At 60.3% G+C, this 20,589-nt stretch carries 13 protein-coding genes; 10 read left to right on the top strand and 3 right to left on the bottom strand.

Annotated elements, in window-relative coordinates:
- The first annotated feature begins 20 nt into the window (after window positions 1-20).
- The 5 genes from IF199_RS25065 (at window position 21) to IF199_RS25045 (ending at window position 9,556) form a co-directional block, all read left to right on the top strand.
- On the top strand, window positions 21-1,205 hold the full coding sequence (locus IF199_RS25065; protein WP_192558964.1) for an MFS transporter: 1,185 nt from the start codon (window positions 21-23) through the stop codon (window positions 1,203-1,205).
- Between the two features lie 147 nt (window positions 1,206-1,352).
- Window positions 1,353-3,035: a fatty acid--CoA ligase gene (locus IF199_RS25060; RefSeq protein WP_192558963.1), complete on the top strand. Its 1,683-nt coding sequence runs from the start codon at window positions 1,353-1,355 to the stop codon at window positions 3,033-3,035.
- 336 nt (window positions 3,036-3,371) lie between these two features.
- Window positions 3,372-5,261: a DUF1302 domain-containing protein gene (locus tag IF199_RS25055; protein WP_096822786.1), complete on the top strand. Its 1,890-nt coding sequence runs from the start codon at window positions 3,372-3,374 to the stop codon at window positions 5,259-5,261.
- Window positions 5,262-5,289: 28 nt separating this feature from the next.
- Window positions 5,290-6,654, top strand: a complete 1,365-nt coding sequence (locus IF199_RS25050) for a DUF1329 domain-containing protein (protein WP_192558962.1) — start codon at window positions 5,290-5,292, stop codon at window positions 6,652-6,654.
- Between the two features lie 169 nt (window positions 6,655-6,823).
- A complete protein-coding gene (locus IF199_RS25045) occupies window positions 6,824-9,556 on the top strand; it encodes a winged helix-turn-helix domain-containing protein (protein WP_192558961.1) in 2,733 nt (910 codons plus the stop codon).
- A gap of 97 nt (window positions 9,557-9,653) precedes the next feature.
- On the opposite strand, the gene IF199_RS25040 is transcribed toward IF199_RS25045, so the two are convergent.
- A complete protein-coding gene (locus IF199_RS25040) occupies window positions 9,654-14,048 on the bottom strand; it encodes a M10 family metallopeptidase C-terminal domain-containing protein (protein WP_192558960.1) in 4,395 nt (1,464 codons plus the stop codon).
- Window positions 14,049-14,253: 205 nt separating this feature from the next.
- Between IF199_RS25040 and IF199_RS25035 the strand changes: the two genes are divergently transcribed.
- Window positions 14,254-14,898, top strand: coding sequence for an MBL fold metallo-hydrolase (locus IF199_RS25035; protein ID WP_192558959.1), 645 nt, complete (start codon window positions 14,254-14,256; stop codon window positions 14,896-14,898).
- Window positions 14,899-15,013: 115 nt separating this feature from the next.
- Window positions 15,014-15,751: a YiaD family glycine zipper/OmpA-like lipoprotein gene (locus tag IF199_RS25030; RefSeq protein WP_096822848.1), complete on the top strand. Its 738-nt coding sequence runs from the start codon at window positions 15,014-15,016 to the stop codon at window positions 15,749-15,751.
- 66 nt (window positions 15,752-15,817) lie between these two features.
- Here IF199_RS25030 and IF199_RS25025 read toward each other — a convergent pair whose 3' ends face one another.
- Entirely contained in the window at window positions 15,818-16,252 is a 435-nt protein-coding gene (locus IF199_RS25025) for a Z-ring associated ZapG family protein (protein WP_096822847.1), read from the bottom strand.
- Between the two features lie 144 nt (window positions 16,253-16,396).
- Here IF199_RS25025 and IF199_RS25020 point away from each other — a divergent pair, with 144 nt between their 5' ends.
- From IF199_RS25020 to zapE, 3 genes are all read left to right on the top strand, one after another.
- The gene (locus IF199_RS25020; protein WP_192561005.1) at window positions 16,397-17,026 is read left to right on the top strand and encodes an alpha/beta hydrolase; all 630 of its coding nucleotides are present in this window, start codon (window positions 16,397-16,399) and stop codon (window positions 17,024-17,026) included.
- Window positions 17,027-17,050: 24 nt separating this feature from the next.
- A complete protein-coding gene (locus IF199_RS25015) occupies window positions 17,051-18,406 on the top strand; it encodes a tryptophan--tRNA ligase (protein WP_102621239.1) in 1,356 nt (451 codons plus the stop codon).
- Window positions 18,407-18,496: 90 nt separating this feature from the next.
- Window positions 18,497-19,591 carry a cell division protein ZapE gene (zapE, locus tag IF199_RS25010; RefSeq protein WP_045121816.1) on the top strand — a complete coding sequence of 365 codons (1,095 nt, stop codon included), beginning with the start codon at window positions 18,497-18,499 and terminating at the stop codon, window positions 19,589-19,591.
- A gap of 62 nt (window positions 19,592-19,653) precedes the next feature.
- Here zapE and IF199_RS25005 read toward each other — a convergent pair whose 3' ends face one another.
- A complete protein-coding gene (locus tag IF199_RS25005; protein WP_173861364.1) occupies window positions 19,654-20,550 on the bottom strand; it encodes a GlxA family transcriptional regulator in 897 nt (298 codons plus the stop codon).
- Window positions 20,551-20,589: the final 39 nt, after the last annotated feature.

The following is a 20,589-nucleotide window of genomic DNA, read 5'->3' as shown; positions in this document are numbered from 1 at the left end:
ACAACGTAAAGCGTGCCGTCATGAACCAGTCCAGAAACGTCATTCGCTACATCAACGCAGCCCATGTGATCGATCACATGTTCATGCTGATTTTCCCCGCCGCCGTGCTTGGTATGACCCAGGCCTTCGCCCTCGACTACGCCGCGTTGATCGGCTTGTCGCTGGGTGGCTTCATCGCGTTCGGCGCGTGCTCGCTACCGGCCGGCTGGCTGGGCGATCACTGGAGCCGGCGGCGGATGATGCTGGTGTTTTTCTTCGGCATCGGTGCCTCGGCAATCTTCACTGGCCTCAGTAACAGCCCGACGATGCTGGTGCTCGGCCTGACCCTGATCGGCATTTTTGCCGCGATCTATCACCCGGTCGGCACGGCGATGCTGGTGGCCTACGCGCAGAATCGCGGGCGCGAGATCGGTATCAACGGCATGTGGGGCAACCTCGGCGTGGCGTTCTCGGCGCTGGTCACCGGGCTGTTGGTGGCGCAGTTCGGCTGGCGCTCGGCATTTCTGTTACCGGGGGCGGTGGCGATCGTGCTGGGGATTGGTTTTGCCTTGCAGGTGCGCGAGGAGCCGATTCCCAAGCGCCCGCACACCGCGCTCAAGGGCGCCGGCGGCCAGCGTATTTCGATGGTCATGGTGTTTGGTGTGCTGGCGCTGGCCACGGCCACCGGCGGGGTGGTGTTCAACGCCACCACCATGACCTATCCGAAACTGTTCCAGGAGCGGTTGCATGACCTGTTCGCCTCACCGCAAACCCTTGGTGTGGTGGTCAGTCTGGCTTACGCCTTCGGTGCGATTGCGCAGTTGAGCATCGGTCGGGTGTTGCACCGCGTCAGTCTGAAATGGCCGTTTATCGCGCTGACGTTGTGTCAGGCGCCGTTACTGTTCGCGCTGGCTTATGTCGAGGGCTGGGCGGTGATCGCCGTCGGGGCGGCGTTCATGTTCGTGGTGTTCGGCCAGGTGACGGTGAACGATTCGATGGTCGCCAACTTCGTCGCGCCGCAATGGCAGTCGCGGGTATTTGCCTTGCGTTACTGTTTATCGTTCGGTGCCAGTGCGACGGCGATTCCGCTGATTGCCTATGTCGAACCGCGCCATGGTTTTGTGGGGCTTTACCTGATTCTGGCCGGTTTTGGCGCTTTGACCTTCCTTGCGGCGGTGGTTTTCCCACGCACACCTTCCGAAGCGGCGGTAGGGCAAACGGCCTGATCGGTGACGAATACCGGCAAATGCTGGCGCAAAGCTAGCATTTGTACGGCTCTGCAAATCATTCCTTTGGCTGATTTGGCTGGCGTATAAGGGTTCTAGAGTACAAAACTCCAACGCCAACACCGTGCAGTCAGAAAAGGGATTCTTATGTTGCAGACTCGCGTTATTCCGCCCGCTGAAGGGGCCTACCAGTATCCACTGCTGATTAAACGGCTGCTGATGTCGGGCGCCCGTTACGAGAAAACCCGCGAGATCATCTACCGTGACCAGTTGCGCTACAGCTACCCGACGCTGATCGAACGCGTCGCGCGACTGGCCAACGTACTGACGGCGGCCGGCGTGAAGGCCGGCGATACCGTGGCGGTGATGGACTGGGACAGCCATCGCTACCTGGAGTGCATGTTTGCCATTCCGATGATCGGCGCGGTGATCCACACCATCAACGTGCGCCTGTCCCCGGAACAGATTCTCTACACCATGAATCACGCCGAGGACCGCTTTGTGCTGGTCAACAGCGAGTTCGTCGGGCTGTACCAGGCCATCGCGCCGCACCTGACGACGGTGGAGAAAACCCTGCTGCTGACCGATCTGCCGGAAAAAACCGCGGATCTGCCGAATCTGGTCGGCGAGTACGAACAGTTGCTGGCGGCCGCGAGCCCGCAGTACGACTTCCAGGACTTCGACGAAAACTCGGTCGCCACCACGTTCTACACCACGGGCACCACCGGCAATCCGAAAGGCGTGTACTTCACCCATCGGCAACTGGTGCTGCACACCATGGGCGTGTCGACCATCATGGGCGCCATCGACAGTGTGCGGCTGTTGGGCACCAACGACGTGTACATGCCGATCACCCCGATGTTCCATGTGCATGCCTGGGGCCTGCCTTACGTGGCGACCATGCTCGGGCTCAAGCAGGTTTATCCGGGGCGTTACGACCCGGAATTCCTCGTCGAGCTGTGGCGCAAGGAGAAGGTCACCTTCTCCCATTGCGTGCCGACCATCCTGCAAATGCTGCTCAACGCCAAGAGCGCGCAAGGCACTGATTTCGGCGGCTGGAAAATCGTCATCGGCGGCAGCGCGCTCAATCGCACGCTGTACGAAACGGCCAAGAGCAAGGGCATTCAACTGACGGCCGCCTACGGCATGTCGGAAACCGGGCCATTGGTCTCGTGCGCGCATCTGAACGACGAGCTGATGGCGGGCACCGAAGACGAACGCACCACCTACCGGATCAAGGCCGGCGTGCCGGGGCCGTTGGTCGAAGCGGCCATCGTCGACGGCGACGGCAACTTCCTGCCGGCCGATGGCGAAACCCAGGGCGAACTGGTGCTGCGTGCACCGTGGCTGACCGAAGGCTATTTCAACGAACCGCAGAAGGGCGCCGAGCTGTGGGCCGGCGGCTGGCTGCACACCGGGGACGTCGCCACGCTCGACAGCATGGGTGTGATCGACATCCGCGACCGGATCAAGGACGTGATCAAGACCGGTGGCGAATGGATTTCCTCGCTGGACCTCGAAGACCTGATCAGTCGCCACGTCGCGGTACGTGAAGTAGCAGTGGTGGGCATCGCCGATCCGCAGTGGGGCGAGCGCCCGTTTGCCTTGCTGGTGATCCGCGAAGGGCACGCCATCGGGGCCCGTGAGCTCAAGGAACACCTCAAGCCGTTCGTGGAACTGGGGCACCTGAGCAAGTGGGCGATTCCGAGTCAGATCGCCCTTGTTACTGAAATTCCCAAGACCAGTGTCGGCAAGCTCGACAAGAAGCGCATCCGCCTCGACATCACCGAATGGCAGGCCAATAACAGCACCTTCCTCTCGACGCTCTGAGCGTCCCCTGGCGCGCCGAAAACGGCGCGCCAGACCCACCAAGCAAGCGCTTGGCTTGTTAAATCCGAATTTTCAGCCATCCTTGCCGTGCCGACATGTGTCGGACTGGCGAAAGGACTGTTCCAGAGTGGCCGGCAGCTGCAAATCACACTTTAGAGGGATCAAGCAGTACCACCTGCTGGCTATAGTCCGCTCAAGGATTTTTAGAAACGGGGCACACGCACACACGGGGCGATGCAACATTGAAGTGATTTCGGGAGGCCTCTGGCGCCCGGTCCTTCAGGCGTTTTTAAAAGTACTCACTGCCATAACAATAATGCACATGGAGTAGCGTCGATGACCTCAGTAAACCAGTTCTGGCGCCGGGCGAAACTGCCTCTGGCGGTCAGTCTTGCCTCCACGCTCGCCGGGCCCGCATTCGGCGTCAGCTTCAACGTCGGTGAAATCGAAGGCCAGTTCGACTCCTCGCTCTCCCTGGGCATGAGTATTTCGACCCAGCAGCCGAACAAGGATCTTATTGGTGTCAACAACGGCGGCCGGGGCCTGTCCCAGACCTCCGACGACGGTCACTTGAACTTCAAGAGCGGTCAAGCCTTCTCGAAGATCTTCAAGGGCATCCACGACCTCGAATTGAAATATGGCGACACCGGTGTCTTCGTCCGGGGCAAATACTGGTACGACTTCGCGCTGCAGAACCAGGATCTGGAATACAAGGACGTCAGCAACCATAACCGCGACGTGGCAGCCCGCTCTTCGGGTGGCCAGATCCTCGATGCCTTCGTTTACCACAACTACTCCATCGCCGATGAGCCGGGTTCGGTGCGTCTGGGCAAACAGGTGGTGAACTGGGGTGAAAGTACCTTCATCGGTGGCGGCATCAACTCGATCAACCCGATCGACGTTTCCGCCTTCCGCCGTCCGGGCGCCGAGATCAAGGAAGGCCTGATCCCGGTCAACATGTTCTACCTGTCCCAGAGCATCACCGAAAACCTGTCGGCCGAAGGTTTCTACCAGATCGACTGGCAGAAGACCGTGACCGACAACTGCGGCACGTTCTTCTCCCAGCCTGACATCGTCACCACCGGTTGCGACGACAACCTGCGCGTGCTGAACAAGCGCTCGACCATTCCGGGTGTTGCCCTCGGCCCGCTGGCAGCCGCCAATGTCGACGTCAACGAAGAAGGCGTGCTGGTGCGTCGCTCCCCGAACCGCAATGCGCGGGACAGCGGGCAGTGGGGCGTGTCCGCCAAGTACATGTTCGATCCGCTGGCCACCGAGTTCGGTGCGTACTTCATGAACTACCACAGCCGGGCGCCGATCTTCAGCGCAACCGGTGCGCCACAGTCCATCTACAACGGCGTCAAGGCGCTCCCGGGCCCGTTCCAGGCATTGGGCCCTCTGGTGGTAGCGGGTAACTCCGAGTATTTCATCGAGTATCCAGAGGACATTCGTCTCTACGGTCTGAGTTTCTCCACCACCCTGCCTACCGGCACGGCGTGGAGTGGTGAGATCAGCTACCGGCCGAACGCGCCAGTGCAACTGAACTCCACCGACATCCTGTTCGCCGGTGTGCGTCCGCTGGGCGGCGCGCTGACCAACGCCTCGATCCTCAATGGTGTTCCGGGCCAGGATCTGCACGGTTACAACCGCAAGGAAATCACTCAGCTCCAGACCACCCTGACGCACTTCTTCGATCAGGTGATGGGCGCCAACCGTCTGACCCTGGTGGGTGAAGTCGGTGTGACTCACGTCGGCGGCCTCGAGAGCAAGTCCGAAGCCCGTTACGGCCGCGATCCGGTCTTCGGTCCGGGTGAGCTGCCGGCGACCGGCGGCCTGGATACCTGCTCGCAGATCCTCAACACCTCGACCATCAACGGTGCCGGCCCTGGCGCTTCGACCAGCAACCGCTCCAGCAATTGCGACAACAATGGCTTCACCACCGCCACTTCCTGGGGCTATCGCGCTCGTGCCATCTGGGATTACAGCGACGTGTTCGCCGGCGTGAACCTGAAGCCGAACGTGGCCTGGTCCCACGACGTCAAGGGTTACTCCCCAGGCCCTGGCGGCAACTTCGAGGAAGGCCGCAAGGCCATCAGCCTCGGGCTTGATGCCGAATACCAGAACACTTACACCGCAAGCCTGGCCTACACCAACTTCTTTGGTGGTGAATACAGCACGGTGGATGATCGCGACTTCGTTGCCCTCAGTGTTGGCGTGAACTTCTAAGCACAGTTTTTTCAGGACGAACAACCATATGAAAATAACAAAGAGTCTGTTCCACGCCGGTGTTCTGGGGCTTTCGCTGCTGGCGACCAGCGTGATGGCGGCGGTCCCTGCCGCCGAGGCCGACAAATTGGGCAAGAGCCTGACCCCGATGGGTGCCGAGATGGCGGGCAACGCCGACGGTTCGATCCCGGCCTGGAAACCGCTGGCGAAAAATGCCGGCACCGTCGACAGCAAAGGCTTCCTGTCCGATCCATACGGCAGTGAGAAACCGCTGTTCACCATCACCGCGCAGAACGTCGACCAGTACAAGGACAAGCTTGCGCCGGGCCAGTACGCGATGTTCAAGCGTTACCCGGACACGTTCAAGATGCCGGTTTACCCGTCCCATCGCGGTGCCACCGTGCCGGATGACGTGTTCGCCGCCATCAGGAAAAACGCCACGACCACCACGCTGGTGGCCGGTGGCAACGGTCTGGAAAACTTCCAGACTGCCGTACCGTTTCCGATCCCGAAAGACGGTCTGGAAGTCATCTGGAACCACATCACTCGCTATCGCGGTGGCAGCGTGACCCGTCTGGTGACCCAGGCGACGCCGCAGACCAACGGCTCGTTCAGCCTGGTGTATTTCCAGGATCAGTTCGTGTTCCGCGACAAGATGAAGGATTACGATCCGGCCAACCCGGGCAACGTGCTGTTCTACTTCAAGCAGAAAGTGACAGCGCCGGCTCGTCTGGCAGGTACCGTGCTGCTGGTGCACGAGACCCTCGACCAGGTGAAGGAGCCGCGCAAGGCCTGGGTTTATGCAACCGGCCAGCGTCGCGTACGTCAGGCGCCACAAGTGTCCTATGACGGTCCGGGCACAGCGGCGGACGGTCTGCGTACCTCCGACAACCTGGACATGTACAACGGTGCACCGGATCGTTATGACTGGAAGCTTGAAGGCAAGAAAGAGATGTACATTGCCAACAACAGCTACAAGATCGATTCGCCAACGCTCAAGTACACCGACATCATCAAGGCCGGCCACATCAATCAGGACCTGGCTCGTTACGAGCTGCGTCGCGTCTGGCATGTGGTGGCAACCTTGAAACCGGGTCAGCGTCACATCTACGCCAAACGTGACTTCTTCATCGATGAAGATACCTGGCAGGCAGCCGTCATCGACCATTACGACGGTCGCGGTCAGCTGTGGCGTGTCGCCGAGGCCCATGCCGAGGACTACTACGACAAGCAAGTGCCGTGGTACGCGCTGGAAACCCTGTATGACCTGCAATCGGGTCGCTATCTGGCACTGGGCATGAAGAACGAAGAGAAATCAGCGTATGACTTCGGCTTCTCTGCCAGTAAAAGCGAATTCCAGCCAGGCAACCTGGGCCAGGACGGTATCCGCTAAGCTGTAACCCGAGGCCGCATCCTCGAAAAAACGCCCCGACTGGTTCGGGGCGTTTTTTTGCGTCGTGATTTTGTAGCCATTTGTAGCAACAACTTCATATGTACGCCGTTTAAGGCTAGTCTGCGGACATCTGCTACGCCGCCAACAGCCATTCAAACAAGAGCCGGCCATGACTGATCTGTCCCCACTTCCGGGTCCCGCAAGCGTTGCCGTCGCGGCATTGGACGGACGTTTTTTCCGTCCTCCGCTGCCTGACGGATACGTACTGCGACCCCGCCTCTGCGAGCGCCTGCAAGCCGGGCTCGGTGGACGTCTGTTGCTGGTCTGCGCCCCGGCCGGGTTCGGCAAAAGCTCGCTGGCCGTGGAGTTCTGTCAAAGCCTGCCGGGCCATTGGCAAAGCCTGTGGCTGGGACTGAGCGCCCGGGACAGTGACCCGGGGCGCTTTCTCGAGCGCTTGCTCGAAGGCTTGCAGGACTACTTCCCGGAACTCGGCAGCCGTGCACTCGGCCTGTTGAAAATGCGTCAGCGTCATCAGCCGTTCGCCTTCGAAGAATGGCTCGACGGCCTGCTTGATGAGCTGGCCCTGCACCTGCAACCGACCTCGCCCCTGTTGCTGGTGCTGGACGATTACCACCTCGCCCAAGGGCCGGTACTCGACCGTTGCCTGCAATTTTTCCTCAATCATTTGCCCGATGGCCTGCTGGTCATGGTTACCAGCCGTCAGCGACCGGACTGGCATCTCGCCCGTCTGCGCCTGTCGCGACAGTTGCTGGAACTGCATGAACAGGATCTGCGCCTGACCCACGACGAAGCCCTGGCGTTGCTCGACCGTCACAGTAGCTCGCTGCGCGGCGAGGCCCTGGAAAACCTGATCCAGCGCAGCGAAGGCTGGGTGGCCGGGCTGCGCTTCTGGTTGCTGGCGGTGTCCGAGGCCGGGAGTGACGCAGCGTTGCCGCAGGCCTTGAACAGCGGGGAAGGGCTGATCCGTGATTACCTGCTGGAAGAAGTCATCGACTGCCTGCCGGCCGAGGTGCAGGCGTTTCTCTACGACACCGCACCGCAGGAACGCTTTTGCAGCGAGTTATGCGACGCGGTGCGCGAATCCCACGACAGTGCCGAGATTCTGCGCTTCCTGCTGGCGCATCAGGTGTTTCTGGTGCCGCTGGATGAGCACGGGCACTGGTATCGCTATCACCATCTGTTTTCCGATCTGTTGCGCAGCAGGCCGATCGCCCGGGCGATCGTCCCCGCGGCAACACTGCACCTGCGCGCCTGTCGCTGGTTCAATGCCCAGGGTCTGCTGGATGAGGCCGTGGAGCAGGCGTTGCGGGCAGGGCACCTGGACGTGGCGGCGAATCTGGTGCAGAACCTGTCCGAGGAACAACTGCTCGCCGAGCAGAACGTCGGCATGTTGCTGCGCTGGAAGATGGACTTGCCTGACAGTCTGCTGATCAGCACGCCACGCCTGATCGTGTTGTACAGCTGGGCGCTGGGGCTGGCGTGTCAGCTCGACGCGGCCGAAGAGCTCGCCAGTCACCTGAGCCGGTTTCTGCCGGCGCCGTCGGCCACCGCGCAGAAATCCATGCTGGCCCAATGGCTGGCGCTCAAGGGCATCATCGCCCGTGGCCGAGGGCATCGCGAGCAGACCATCGAGTATTGCAGCGAAGCGCTGGAAAGCCTGCCGGCCAAACGCTACGGCCAGCGCCTGATGTGTTTGTCGACTTTGTCCAACCTGGCGATTGCCGACGGCGATCTGTGGCGCGCCCGGGGCTTGAACCGCGAATCTCTGGAGCTGGCGCAGCGGGTCGGCAATCCACTGTTCGAAGCGCTGGCCCACTACGACCGTGCCCGGGTATTGCAGGCGCGGGGGGAGATAGTGCGCTCGCTCGATGAAGTGCATCAGGGCCTCGAGCGTCTGCGCGGATTGTCGGCGCAGCGTTTGTATGCCGTGCGCGCGCGATTGACGCTGTATGAGGGGTTTCTGTTGGCCATGCGCTTGCAGCCCGACGCGGCGCGAGTGCGATTGCAGGCCGGCCTGAGTGAAGCGCGCGCCTGTCGTGATATCAGCGTGTTGATTGGTCACTGTGTGATTGCCCGGCTCGACGGCAGCCGCGGGGATTACGCCCGGGCTTTTGCCGAACTGGCCGAAGCCGAGCGTCTGATGCACATCTGGGATGTTCCGCCGATCTACTACCTGGCGATGATCACGCTGGTCAAATGCGAGCTGTGGCTGGCGCAGGGGCGGATTGACCTGGCCGAGGCCTGGCTGGCGCGTCTGGGGCAGACCTACACCGGCGAACGCGCCGCGGCACCGCCGGAGTTTCACCCGCAGTTGCCGTTGCATGTCGAATTGCAGCAGGCGCTGCTGGATGTCATTCAGGGGCAACCGATGCTGGCCGAAGGCCGGTTGAATGTACTGTTGGAAAACGGCCAGCAGACCGGGCGCCAGTTGTTGAGTGTGATGGCGTTGACGCAGAAGGTGGCGCTGCTGGTGAACAATCGCGAACCCGAGGCCCGCAAAGCGTTGGCACAGGCAATGGAAGCAGCCAGTGGCGGGGTGTTGCAGCCATTCGAGTGCCTGGTCAAAGACCACGCCGATTGGTTGCGCGGGCAACTGTCGCTGAACGCACCGGGTCTTGTCGGTCAGCAACTGCTGGAGCACTTCCCGCCGCCAGCGTTGCGCACGGTGCAGGATTCTCCGATTACTGAACAGTTGAGCAGTCGCGAACTGGCAGTCCTGCGTCTGATTGCCCAAGGATGCTCGAATCAGGAAATCAGCGAACAACTGTTCATTTCGCTGCATACCGTGAAAACCCACGCCAGTCATATCAACAGCAAACTGGGGGTTGAGCGGCGCACACAGGCAGTGGCGAGGGCCAAGGAGCTCGGGGTTCTGAGCTAGGTCTTTGGCTCGATCGACGCCAACAAAAACGCCCCGAATCATCGGGGCGTTTTTGTTGGCATCCGACCTGTGAAAACAGGTCGGATGTCGGGTTGTATCAGGCCACCAGATCGGTGGCGCTGAAGCTGTTTACACCCACCAGCTGGATTTCGAAGTCCGCACCGGCGTTGCCGCTGACGTTGCCCGAAAGCACGTGGTCGACGAAACGCAGTTGGCCGGCGCCGGTGAAGTCGCTCGCACCGATGAAGGTGAAGCCGTTGAAGCCTGCGGTCAGCAGGTTGGCGTCGAACTTCGTCAGGTCGATCTTGTCGCCTTGCGCACTGTTGAAGTCGGTAATGACATCGCGGTTGCTGCCGGTACCCATTTCGTTGACGCCACCGAAGACAAACGTGTCCGCACCTGCACCACCGGTGAGCGTATCCGCCCCGGCACCGCCGTTGAGAAGGTTGTTGCCGCTGTTGCCGTTCAACACGTTGTTCAGGGCGTTGCCTGTCGCGTTGATATTGTCAGTACCCACCAGCGAAAGGTTTTCGACGTTGTTGCCCAGGGTGTAGTTGATGTAGGAGTAAACCAGGTCGATTTCCGTCGGCGAGGTGCCGTTTTCGATAACCACGTCACCGACGTTGTCGACTACATAGGTGTCATTGCCTGCGCCGCCATTGAGGGTGTCTGCGCCCGCTCCGCCGTTGAGAACATTGTTGTCGGCATTACCGATCAGCACGTTGTCCAGGCTGTTGCCGAGCACGGCGAAAGCACCGCTGCCCAGCACTGTCACGTTTTCCACGTTCTGCAGGTTGCTGATGGTCATATCGACAATCTGCGAGGTGGCGGCATAGGTCAGAAGCAGGGTGTCGTTACCTTCGTTGGCCAGTTCCTGAATCAGGGCCAGTTCACCGGCCTGATCGAGGCCATAGGTGTCGTTACCTTTTCCGCCGATCATGGTGTCGAGGCCGCCGGCGCCGGACAGTTGGTTATTGCCGTCGTTGCCGATCAGTACGTTGTCCTGGGAGTTGCCCAAGGCAAAGACGTCGCCAGTACCGGTGAGGGTGAGGTTTTCGAGGTTGGCACTCAGGATGAAGTTGACCGAAGAGCGAACGGTGTCGATTTCACCGGCTACGGTGCTGGTTTCGCTGACCACGTCGCCGGCATTGTCGACGATGTAGGTGTCGTTGCCGGCGCCGCCGGCCATGAAGTCCGCGCCGGCACCGCCGTCGAGAATGTTGTTGCCGCTGTTGCCGTTCAACACGTTGTTCAGGGTGTTGCCTGTCGCGTTGATATTGTCAGTACCCACCAGCGAAAGGTTTTCGACGTTATTGCCCAGGGTGTAGTTGATGTAGGAGTAAACCAGGTCGATTTCCGTCGCCGAGGTGCCGTTTTCGATAACCACGTCACCGACGTTGTCGACTACATAGGTGTCATTGCCTGCGCCGCCATTGAGGGTGTCTGCGCCCGCTCCGCCGTTGAGAACATTGTTGTCGGCATTACCGATCAGCACGTTGTCCAGGCTGTTGCCGAGTACTGCGAAAGCACCGCTGCCCAGCACTGTCACGTTTTCCACGTTCTGCAGGTTGCTGATGGTCATATCGACAATCTGCGAGGTGGCGGCATAGGTCAGAAGCAGGGTGTCGGTGCCTTCGTTGGCCAGCTCCTGGATCAGGGCCAGTTCACCGGCCTGATCGAGGCCATAGGTGTCGTTACCTTTGCCGCCGATCATGGTGTCGAGGCCACCGGCGCCGGACAGCTGGTTGTTGCCGTCGTTGCCGATCAGCACGTTGTCCTGCGAGTTGCCCAAGGCAAAGATGTCGCCAGTGCCGGTGAGGGTGAGGTTTTCGAGGTTAGCGCCCAGGATGAAGTTGACCGAAGAGCGAACGGTGTCGATTTCACCGGCTACGGTACTGGTTTCGCTGACCACGTCGCCGGCATTGTCGACGATGTAGGTGTCGTTGCCCGCGCCACCGGCCATGAAGTCCGCGCCGGCACCGCCGTCGATAATGTTGCTGTCGGCGTTGCCGATCAGGGTGTTGTTCAGGCTGTTACCGGTCAGCGTGAAGTTGCCGCTGCCCAGCAGCGTGACGTTCTCGACGTTGCGCAGGTTGCTGAGGTTCAGGTCGACGACGTTGGTCTGCGCCGTGGCGGCATAGGTCAGAAGCAGCGTGTCGGTGCCTTCGTCGGCCAGCTCCTGAATCAGAGCCAGTTCACCGGCCTGATCGAGGCCATAGGTGTCATTCCCTTTGCCGCCGATCATGGTGTCGAGGCCGCCGGCGCCGGACAGTTGGTTATTGCCGTCGTTGCCGATCAGCACGTTGTCCTGCGAGTTGCCCAAGGCAAAGATGTCGCCAGTGCCGGTGAGGGTGAGGTTTTCGAGGTTGGCACCCAGGATGAAGTTGACCGAAGAGCGAACGGTGTCGATTTCACCGGCTACGGTGCTGGTTTCGCTGACCACGTCGCCGGCATTGTCGACGATGTAGGTGTCGTTGCCGGCGCCACCGGCCATGAAGTCCGCGCCGGCTCCGCCGTCGAGAATGTTGTTGCCGCTGTTGCCGTTCAACACGTTGTTCAGGGCGTTGCCTGTCGCGTTGATATTGTCAGTACCCACCAGCGAAAGGTTTTCGACGTTATTGCCCAGGGTGTAGTTGATGTAGGAGTAAACCTGATCGATTTCCGTCGCCGAGGTGCCGTTTTCGATAACCACGTCACCGACGTTGTCGACTACATAGGTGTCATTGCCTGCGCCGCCATTGAGGGTGTCTGCGCCCGCTCCGCCGTTGAGAACATTGTTGTCGGCATTACCGATCAGCACGTTGTCCAGGCTGTTGCCGAGTACTGCGAAAGCACCGCTGCCCAGCACTGTCACGTTTTCCACGTTCTGCAGGTTGCTGATGGTCATATCGACAATCTGCGAGGTGGCGGCATAGGTCAGAAGCAGGGTGTCGGTGCCTTCGTTGGCCAGCTCCTGGATCAGGGCCAGTTCACCGGCCTGATCGAGGCCATAGGTGTCGTTGCCCTTGCCGCCGATCATGGTGTCGAGGCCGCCGGCGCCGGACAGCTGGTTGTTGCCGTCGTTGCCGATCAGCACGTTGTCCTGCGAGTTGCCCAAGGCAAAGATGTCGCCAGTGCCGGTGAGGGTGAGGTTTTCGAGGTTAGCGCCCAGGATGAAGTTGACCGAAGAGCGAACGGTGTCGATTTCACCGGCTACGGTACTGGTTTCGCTGACCACGTCGCCGGCATTGTCGACGATGTAGGTGTCGTTGCCCGCGCCACCGGCCATGAAGTCCGCGCCGGCGCCACCATCAATGAAGTTGTTGCCACTGTTGCCGTTCAATACGTTGTTCAGCGCATTGCCGGTGGCTGTCAGATTGTCGGTGCCCACCAGCGTAAGGTTTTCGACATTGTTGCCCAAGGTGTAGCTGAGGGAAGAAATGACGGTATCGATACCCGAGCCGGCGTTTGCAAGCTCAACCACGGTATCGCCGGCGTTATCGACGTAGTAGGTGTCATTACCGTCGCCCCCGGTCATGGAGTCTGCACCTGCCATGCCGTTAAGGGTGTTGTTCAGTGCGTTGCCGATCAGGACGTCATCGAATGCCGAGCCGATGGCATTCTCGATTTTTGCGCCATAGGCAATCGCCAGGCCGTCATTGATCGCAGCCTGAGTGTTCAGGTCAGTGAAGGTCTTGCCGATCTGGCTGTAGGCCCCTTCATTCAGGTTGATTTTCACGGAGGCAAGTTGATTGCTGCCATCAATGGTGTCGTTACCGCCGGCATCCCAGATGGTTTCAAAAATCGACTGGTCAGGTGCCCACTTGTAGACGTTGTCGCCGGTCTGCCACATCGTGTTGACGCCATACAGGCTCTGAATCGCGATGATGTCGAGAACCATCGGTGTCGTCGGCTGGTACGAGTAATTGCTGCTGTAACTCATCACCGTGAAGTGAACGTCGTCCAGTGAAGGATCCAGCAGTGTCTTGTTGGTCGAGCTGGCGTCGAACGGATGCTTGAGACCCAGTGCGTGACCGATCTCATGGATGAAGGTCATGACATCATAAGACCCCTTCAGCGGGGTGGCTTCGCCCGTTTGCGGGCCAATCCAGACATCGCCACCGGCCGGGGTGTTGGCAGGGAAATAAGCCCAGGCAGCGGTCTTGTTGTCCATCAACCGATAGCCGCCGAAACGCAGGTCGCCCACGTTGGTCAGCGTGTCTGTGGTAAAGCTGAAGTTGAGATTGGTGACGGCTGCCCAAGTCCCCAGTGAGTAGTTCACCGCCGCCTTCTGACCCGGGGTGAGCTCGTACAGCGCGTTGTATTCATTGTCGGGGCTGTAGTCGGTGACGAAGTACGAGGTACCAGGAGCCATGAAGCTATAGCTCAAACTGGTTCCACCTTTACCCCAGTTGGATCCCAGCCAGTAGGTGCCGGAAATGAGGCTGTCAACAGTGGCATTGCCGGTCAGAGTAGCGGGGAACGAAATGGAGTAAGTCTTGGGCGTAGGCATGCGGGGATTTCCTGAGTGCGCTGCGGCCCTTCCTGAATGCGACCGCTACAAAAAAATGCGATTTTGCACCAGAAACAATACATTTGACATCATTGAGCCATCATTTTTCGGATTAGTGGCGTCAAATAACTGACCGGGCGATCTGTATCGGCTTGTGCAGTAGAATTCTGAAATAAGCCTCACGACCGTTCGTCCAGGATTTTTCATGACTGCTCCCAGCCCTGCACTGATTCGCGAAACCTTCCCCGTCGGCCCGCTCCAGTGCAACTGCACGATCATCGGCGATCCGGTCACGAAAAAAGCCATTGTCGTCGACCCGGGCGGCAATCCCGATCTGATCATGGCGCGCCTCGATGCGCTGGGTCTGAAAGTGGTGAGCATCATCCACACCCATGCGCACCTTGATCACTTCCTGGCCTCCGGTCAGATGAAAGAGAAAACCGGCGCGACCCTGCACCTGCACAAGGAAGATCAGTTCCTGTGGGACAACCTCGAAATGCAATGCCAGATGTTCGGCGTGCCCTACACCCCGGTGCCGTCACCGGATCGCTGGCTGAGCGACGACGAGGAACTGGCCTGCGGCTGCGGCGTGGCACTGCACACGCCGGGACATACACCCGGTTCCATGAGCTTTTGGTTTTCCGAGGCTAAGCTGTTGATTGCCGGCGACACGTTGTTCCGGCGCGGAGTAGGGCGCACGGATTTGTGGGGCGGCGATCAGGCGACCATCGTGCGATCGATCAAGCAGCGGCTGTACACACTGGATGAAGACGCGATCGTTGTGGCCGGACATGGCCCGGACACGCGTCTGGGCGATGAAATGCGGGAAAATCCGTTCGTGCGCGCCTAAACATTTTGTCACGAGTGCGCGGTGGAATTTTTGTGCATTGTCATGATCCAACGCCCGCAAAGGTCCATTGCCAAACGGCCGTTGCACCACAGAATGCAAAAAGTAGGAGCTCTCCATGTTCACCACGCGTCGTTTGATTATTGTCGCTACTGCCGTCGCCGTGCTGTCCGGCTGCGCCTCGCCCAACCCGTATGACAATCAGGGCCAGGCCGACGGCGGCTCCCAGGGCATGAGCAAAACCGCCAAATACGGTGGCCTCGGCGCACTGGCCGGCGCGTTGGCCGGTGCTGCCATCGACCACAACAACCGCGGCAAGGGCGCCTTGATCGGTGCCGCCGTCGTCGGTGCTTCGGCAGCCGGTTACGGTTACTACGCCGACCAGCAAGAGAAGAAGCTGCGCGCCAGCATGGCCAACACCGGTGTCGAGGTGCAGCGTCAGGGCGATCAGATCAAGCTGATCATGCCGGGCAACATCACCTTCGCCACCGATTCGGCGAACATCGCTCCAAGCTTCTACCAGCCGCTGAACAACCTGGCCGGCTCGCTCAAGGAGTTCAGCCAGAACCAGATCGAGATCGTCGGATACACCGACAGCACGGGCAGCCGCCAGCACAATATGGACCTGTCCCAGCGTCGTGCGCAGAGCGTGGCGACCTACCTGACTTCGCAAGGTGTCAGCGGTGCCAACCTGTCGGCCCGCGGTGCCGGCCCGGATAATCCGATTGCCAGCAACGGTGACGTCAACGGTCGGGCGCAGAACCGTCGCGTTGAAGTCAACCTGAAGGCGATTCCGGGCCAGCAGTACGGTGGTCAGCAGCAACAGCAGCCGGGTACGGTTCAGCAGTATCCGTAATCGTCAGGCACAAAAAAGCCCCCGGACAAGTGATTGTCCGGGGGCTTTTTTTGCGCTGAAGACTGATTACTTCTTCAGGCCGTAATGCTCATCGAGCATGCCCGGCGAGTTTGGAGTCTTCGGCGCGTAGTCGCGCGGCGGCTCCTGATTGCGCGGTGGCGTCAGGCGTTCGCGTGGGGCCTGCGCAGCCTCTGCGTGCAGAGAGGCGAGCAGACGTTGACGGGTCTGTTCGTCCAGGGCCAGGCGATTGGCGCCCTCGGCGAGGTGATCCTGCACTTCCTGATAGCTCTGGGTCAGCTTCTTGACCAGATTGGCGGTGCTGTTGAAGTGGGTCACCACTTCGTTCTGATAACTGTCGAAGCGTTCCTGAATGTCGTCCAGTTGACGCTGTGTGCGGCTGGGCGCGGCGTTCGGCGCAACGCGTGCGATCAGGAAACCAATGGCGACACCCACAACCAGGGCAAGAGTCGGTAACAACCAAACTAAGAGCGAGTGTTCCACGAGTCCTTCCTCTATAAACGGCTTTGCTTTACGTTAACGGCTCGAACCTGCGCTGTATACCGCGATTCACTCGCAATAGATTGGCACAGACAATTTGCTAGACGAGTCGACCCGATTCGAGGTCACGGAGTTCCTTCCTTGCTGATGCGTGAAACCCCTGTAGTGATTGATGGCCCGGTGGGTCAACTTGAAAGTCTGTACCTGGATAACGAGCAGCCGCGCGGCATCGCGCTGATCTGCCATCCCAACCCGGTGCAGGGCGGCACCATGCTCAACAAGGTCGTCTCGACCCTGCAGCGCACCGCGCGTGACGCGGGTCTGATCACCTTGCGCTTCAACTATCGTGGCGTCGGTGCCAGCGAAGGTTCCCATGACATGGGCAGCGGTGAAGTCGATGACGCCCAGGCAGCCGCTGCCTGGCTGCTGGAAAAACACCCGGATCTGCCGTTGACCCTGTTTGGTTTCTCCTTCGGCGGATTTGTTGCAGCAAGTCTCGACGGCCGACTCGAAGCCCAGGGCGTACAGCTCAAGCACCTGTTCATGGTTGCACCGGCGGTGATGCGCCTGGGCGATCAGGATCAGTTGCCGCAGCAGGGCGAACTCACGGTGATCCAGCCGGAAACCGACGAAGTGATCGATCCGCAGCTGGTCTACGACTGGTCTGACAAACTCCAGCGCCCCCATGAGCTGCTGAAAGTGGCAGAATGCGGACACTTTTTTCATGGCAAGCTGACCGATCTCAAGGATCTGATCCTGCCGCGTCTCTCGAATTGATTGCAGTCTGACAAGCGATTACCCATGACGAACCGTACCCGCATCCTCACTGGCATCACCACCACCGGCACCCCGCACCTGGGCAACTACGCCGGCGCCATCCGCCCGGCGATTCTCGCCAGCCGCGACAGCAATGCCGACTCGTTCTACTTCCTGGCCGACTATCACGCCCTGATCAAGTGCGATGACCCGCTGCGCATTCAGCGCTCGCGTCTGGAAATCGCCGCGACCTGGCTGGCCGGTGGCCTGGATGTGGATCGCGTGACCTTCTACCGCCAGTCCGACATCCCGGAAATCCCCGAGCTGACCTGGCTGCTGACCTGCGTCGCTGCCAAGGGCCTGCTGAACCGCGCCCACGCCTACAAGGCCTCGGTGGACAAGAACGTCGAGACCGGCGAAGACCCGGATGCCGGCATCACCATGGGCTTGTACAGCTATCCGGTGCTGATGGCAGCGGACATCCTGATGTTCAACGCACACAAGGTGCCGGTCGGTCGTGACCAGATCCAGCACGTGGAAATGGCCCGCGACATCGGCCAGCGTTTCAACCACCTGTTCGGCCAGGGCAAGGAGTTCTTCACCATGCCCGAAGCGTTGATCGAGGAAAGCGTTGCCACCTTGCCGGGCCTGGACGGTCGCAAGATGTCCAAGAGCTACGACAACACCATTCCACTGTTCTCCAGCGCCAAGGAAATGAAGGACGCGATCTCGCGCATCGTCACCGACTCCCGCGCGCCGGGCGAAGCGAAGGATCCTGACAATTCGCACCTGTTCACCCTGTTCCAGGCGTTCTCCACGCCGACGCAGGCCGACGAGTTCCGCAGCGAGCTGCTGGGCGGTCTGGGTTGGGGCGAGGCGAAGAACCGTCTGTTCCAGCTGCTGGACAACGAGTTGGGCGAGTCCCGCGAGCGTTATCACCAGTTGATCGAACGTCCGGCGGATCTGGAAGACATCCTGCAACACGGCGCCAAGAAGGCCCGTGCGGTAGCGACGCCGTTCCTCAACGAACTGCGCGAGGCGGTCGGCCTGCGCTCCTTCGTCAATCAGGTTCAGGTGGCCGCAACCACCAAGAAGAAGGCTGCGAAAGCCGCACGTTTCGTCAGCTTCCGTGAAGACGACGGCAGCTTCCGTTTCCGTCTGCTGGCCGCCGATGGCGAGCAATTGCTGCTCTCGCGCAACTTCGCCGACGGCAAGACCGCGGGCCAGGTGACCAAGCAGCTGCAATCGGGTCAGGCGCTGGATGTGCGCAGCGAAGACCTGAGCTTCAGCGTCTGGCTGGAAGGCGAGTGCGTCGGCGACAGCCCGGCGTTCGCCGACGTGGCTGCGCGGGATGCGGCCGTCGAAGCTTTGCGGATCGCTCTGACACCGGTTCAGGAATAATCAACGGGCCGGCCCGACCAAGGGCCGATTGCCATTCCCACGGGCCATCGCTACAGTGACGGCCCGTTTTTGTTGCCTTGCTAACGAATTATGACGCCCCTAGAACGATATCAAGCTGATCTGAAACGCCCGGACTTCTTCCATGACGCGGCGCAGGAAACTGCCGTGCGTCACTTGCAACGCCTGTACGACGATCTGATCGCGGCCGAGCAGAACAAGCCGGGTTTGCTGGGCAAGCTGTTTGGCAAAAAGGATCAGACCCCGGTCAAGGGCCTGTACTTCTGGGGCGGCGTGGGTCGCGGCAAGACTTACCTGGTGGACACCTTCTTCGAAGCGCTGCCATTCAAGGAAAAGACCCGTACCCACTTCCACCGCTTCATGAAGCGCGTGCACGAAGAGATGAAGACCCTCGGCGGCGAGAAAAACCCGCTGACCATCATCGCCAAGCGTTTCGCCACTGAATCGCGGGTCATCTGCTTCGATGAATTCTTCGTTTCCGACATCACCGACGCCATGATCCTCGGCACGCTGATGGAAGAGCTGTTCAAGAACGGCGTGACCCTGGTCGCCACGTCGAACATCGTGCCGGACGGCTTGTACAAGGACGGCCTGCAACGCGCGCGCTTCCTGCCGGCCATCGCGCTGATCAAGCAGAACACCGAGATCGTCAACGTCGACAGCGGCGTCGACTACCGTCTGCGCCACCTCGAACAAGCGGAGCTGTTCCACTTCCCGCTCGACGAAGCCGCTCACGAAAGCCTGCGCAAGAGCTTCCGTGCGCTGACGCCGGAATGCACGGCTGCCGTGGAAAACGATGTGCTGATCATCGAAAACCGCGAAATCCGCGCGCTGCGCACCTGCGATGACGTGGCCTGGTTCGACTTCCGCGAACTGTGCGACGGCCCGCGTAGCCAGAACGACTACATCGAGCTGGGCAAGATTTTCCACGCCGTGTTGCTCAGTGGCGTGGAGCAGATGAGCGTTGCTACCGACGACATCGCCCGACGTTTCATCAACATGGTCGACGAGTTCTACGACCGTAACGTCAAGCTGATCATTTCTGCTGAAGTCGAGTTGAAAGACCTGTACACCGGCGGGCGTCTGACGTTCGAATTCCAGCGGACCCTCAGCCGTCTGCTGGAAATGCAATCCCACGAATTCCTGTCCCGGGCACACAAGCCTTAAGCGGATTCGGCAAACAAAAAGGGCCTGCAGATGCAGGCCCTTTTTTGTGTCTGGTCGAATCGTCAGGCAGCTTGCTGGAACTGCTGTCGATACTGGTTCGGCGACAGTTCGGTGTGCTGGCGGAACAGGCGTGCGAAGAAGCTCGCATCGTCGTAGCCGACTTCGTAGCTGATGGTCTTGATGCTCTTGCGGCTGCCGGAGAGCAAGCCTTTGGCGGTCTCGATGCGCAGCCGTTGCAGGTAGTGCAGCGGCTTGTCGCCGGTGGCGGTCTGGAAGCGGCGCATGAAGTTGCGGATGCTCATGCCGTGCTCGCGGGCCACGTCTTCGAAGCGGAACTTGTCGGCGAAATGCTCTTCGAGCCAGTGCTGGATCTGCAAGATGATCACGTCCTGGTGCAGTTTCTGCCCGCCGAAACCGATGCGGCCCGGCGAATAGCTGCGCTGCACTTCGTAGAGGATGTCGCGGGCTACAGCTTGCGCCACATTGGCGCCGCAGAAGCGTTCGATCAGATAGATGTAAAGGTCGCAGGCCGAGGTGGTGCCGCCGGCGCAGTACAGGTTGTCGGCGTCGGTCAGGTGCTTGTCCTGATTGAGATAGACCTGCGGGAAACGCTCGGCGAAGGCATTGAAGAAGCGCCAGTAGGTGGTCGCTTCCTTGCCATTGAGCAGGCCGGCTTCGGCCAGCCAGAACACCCCGGTGGCTTCGCCGCAGAGTACTGCGCCGCGGGCGTGTTGTTCGCGCAGCCACGGCAGCACCTGTGGATAACGTTGGCACAGCGTGTCGAAGTCATCCCAGAACGCAGGAAGGATGATGACGTCGGCGTTTTCCAGGCCGCCGTCCACCGGCATGACCACGTCACTGAAGCTGTTCACCGGTTTGCCGTCGGGGCTGACCAGGCGGGTTTCGAACGCCGGAGTCAGGCCGTGGCCCAGTTGTTTGCCGTAACGCAGGCTGGCCAGATGGAAGAAATCCTTGGCTTGCATGAGGGTGGAAGCGAA

Origin of the sequence: Pseudomonas allokribbensis, from assembly GCF_014863605.1 — a bacterium.
GTDB classification, from domain to species: Bacteria; Pseudomonadota; Gammaproteobacteria; order Pseudomonadales; family Pseudomonadaceae; genus Aquipseudomonas; species Aquipseudomonas allokribbensis.
This window is presented reverse-complemented; position numbering and strand designations above follow the sequence as displayed.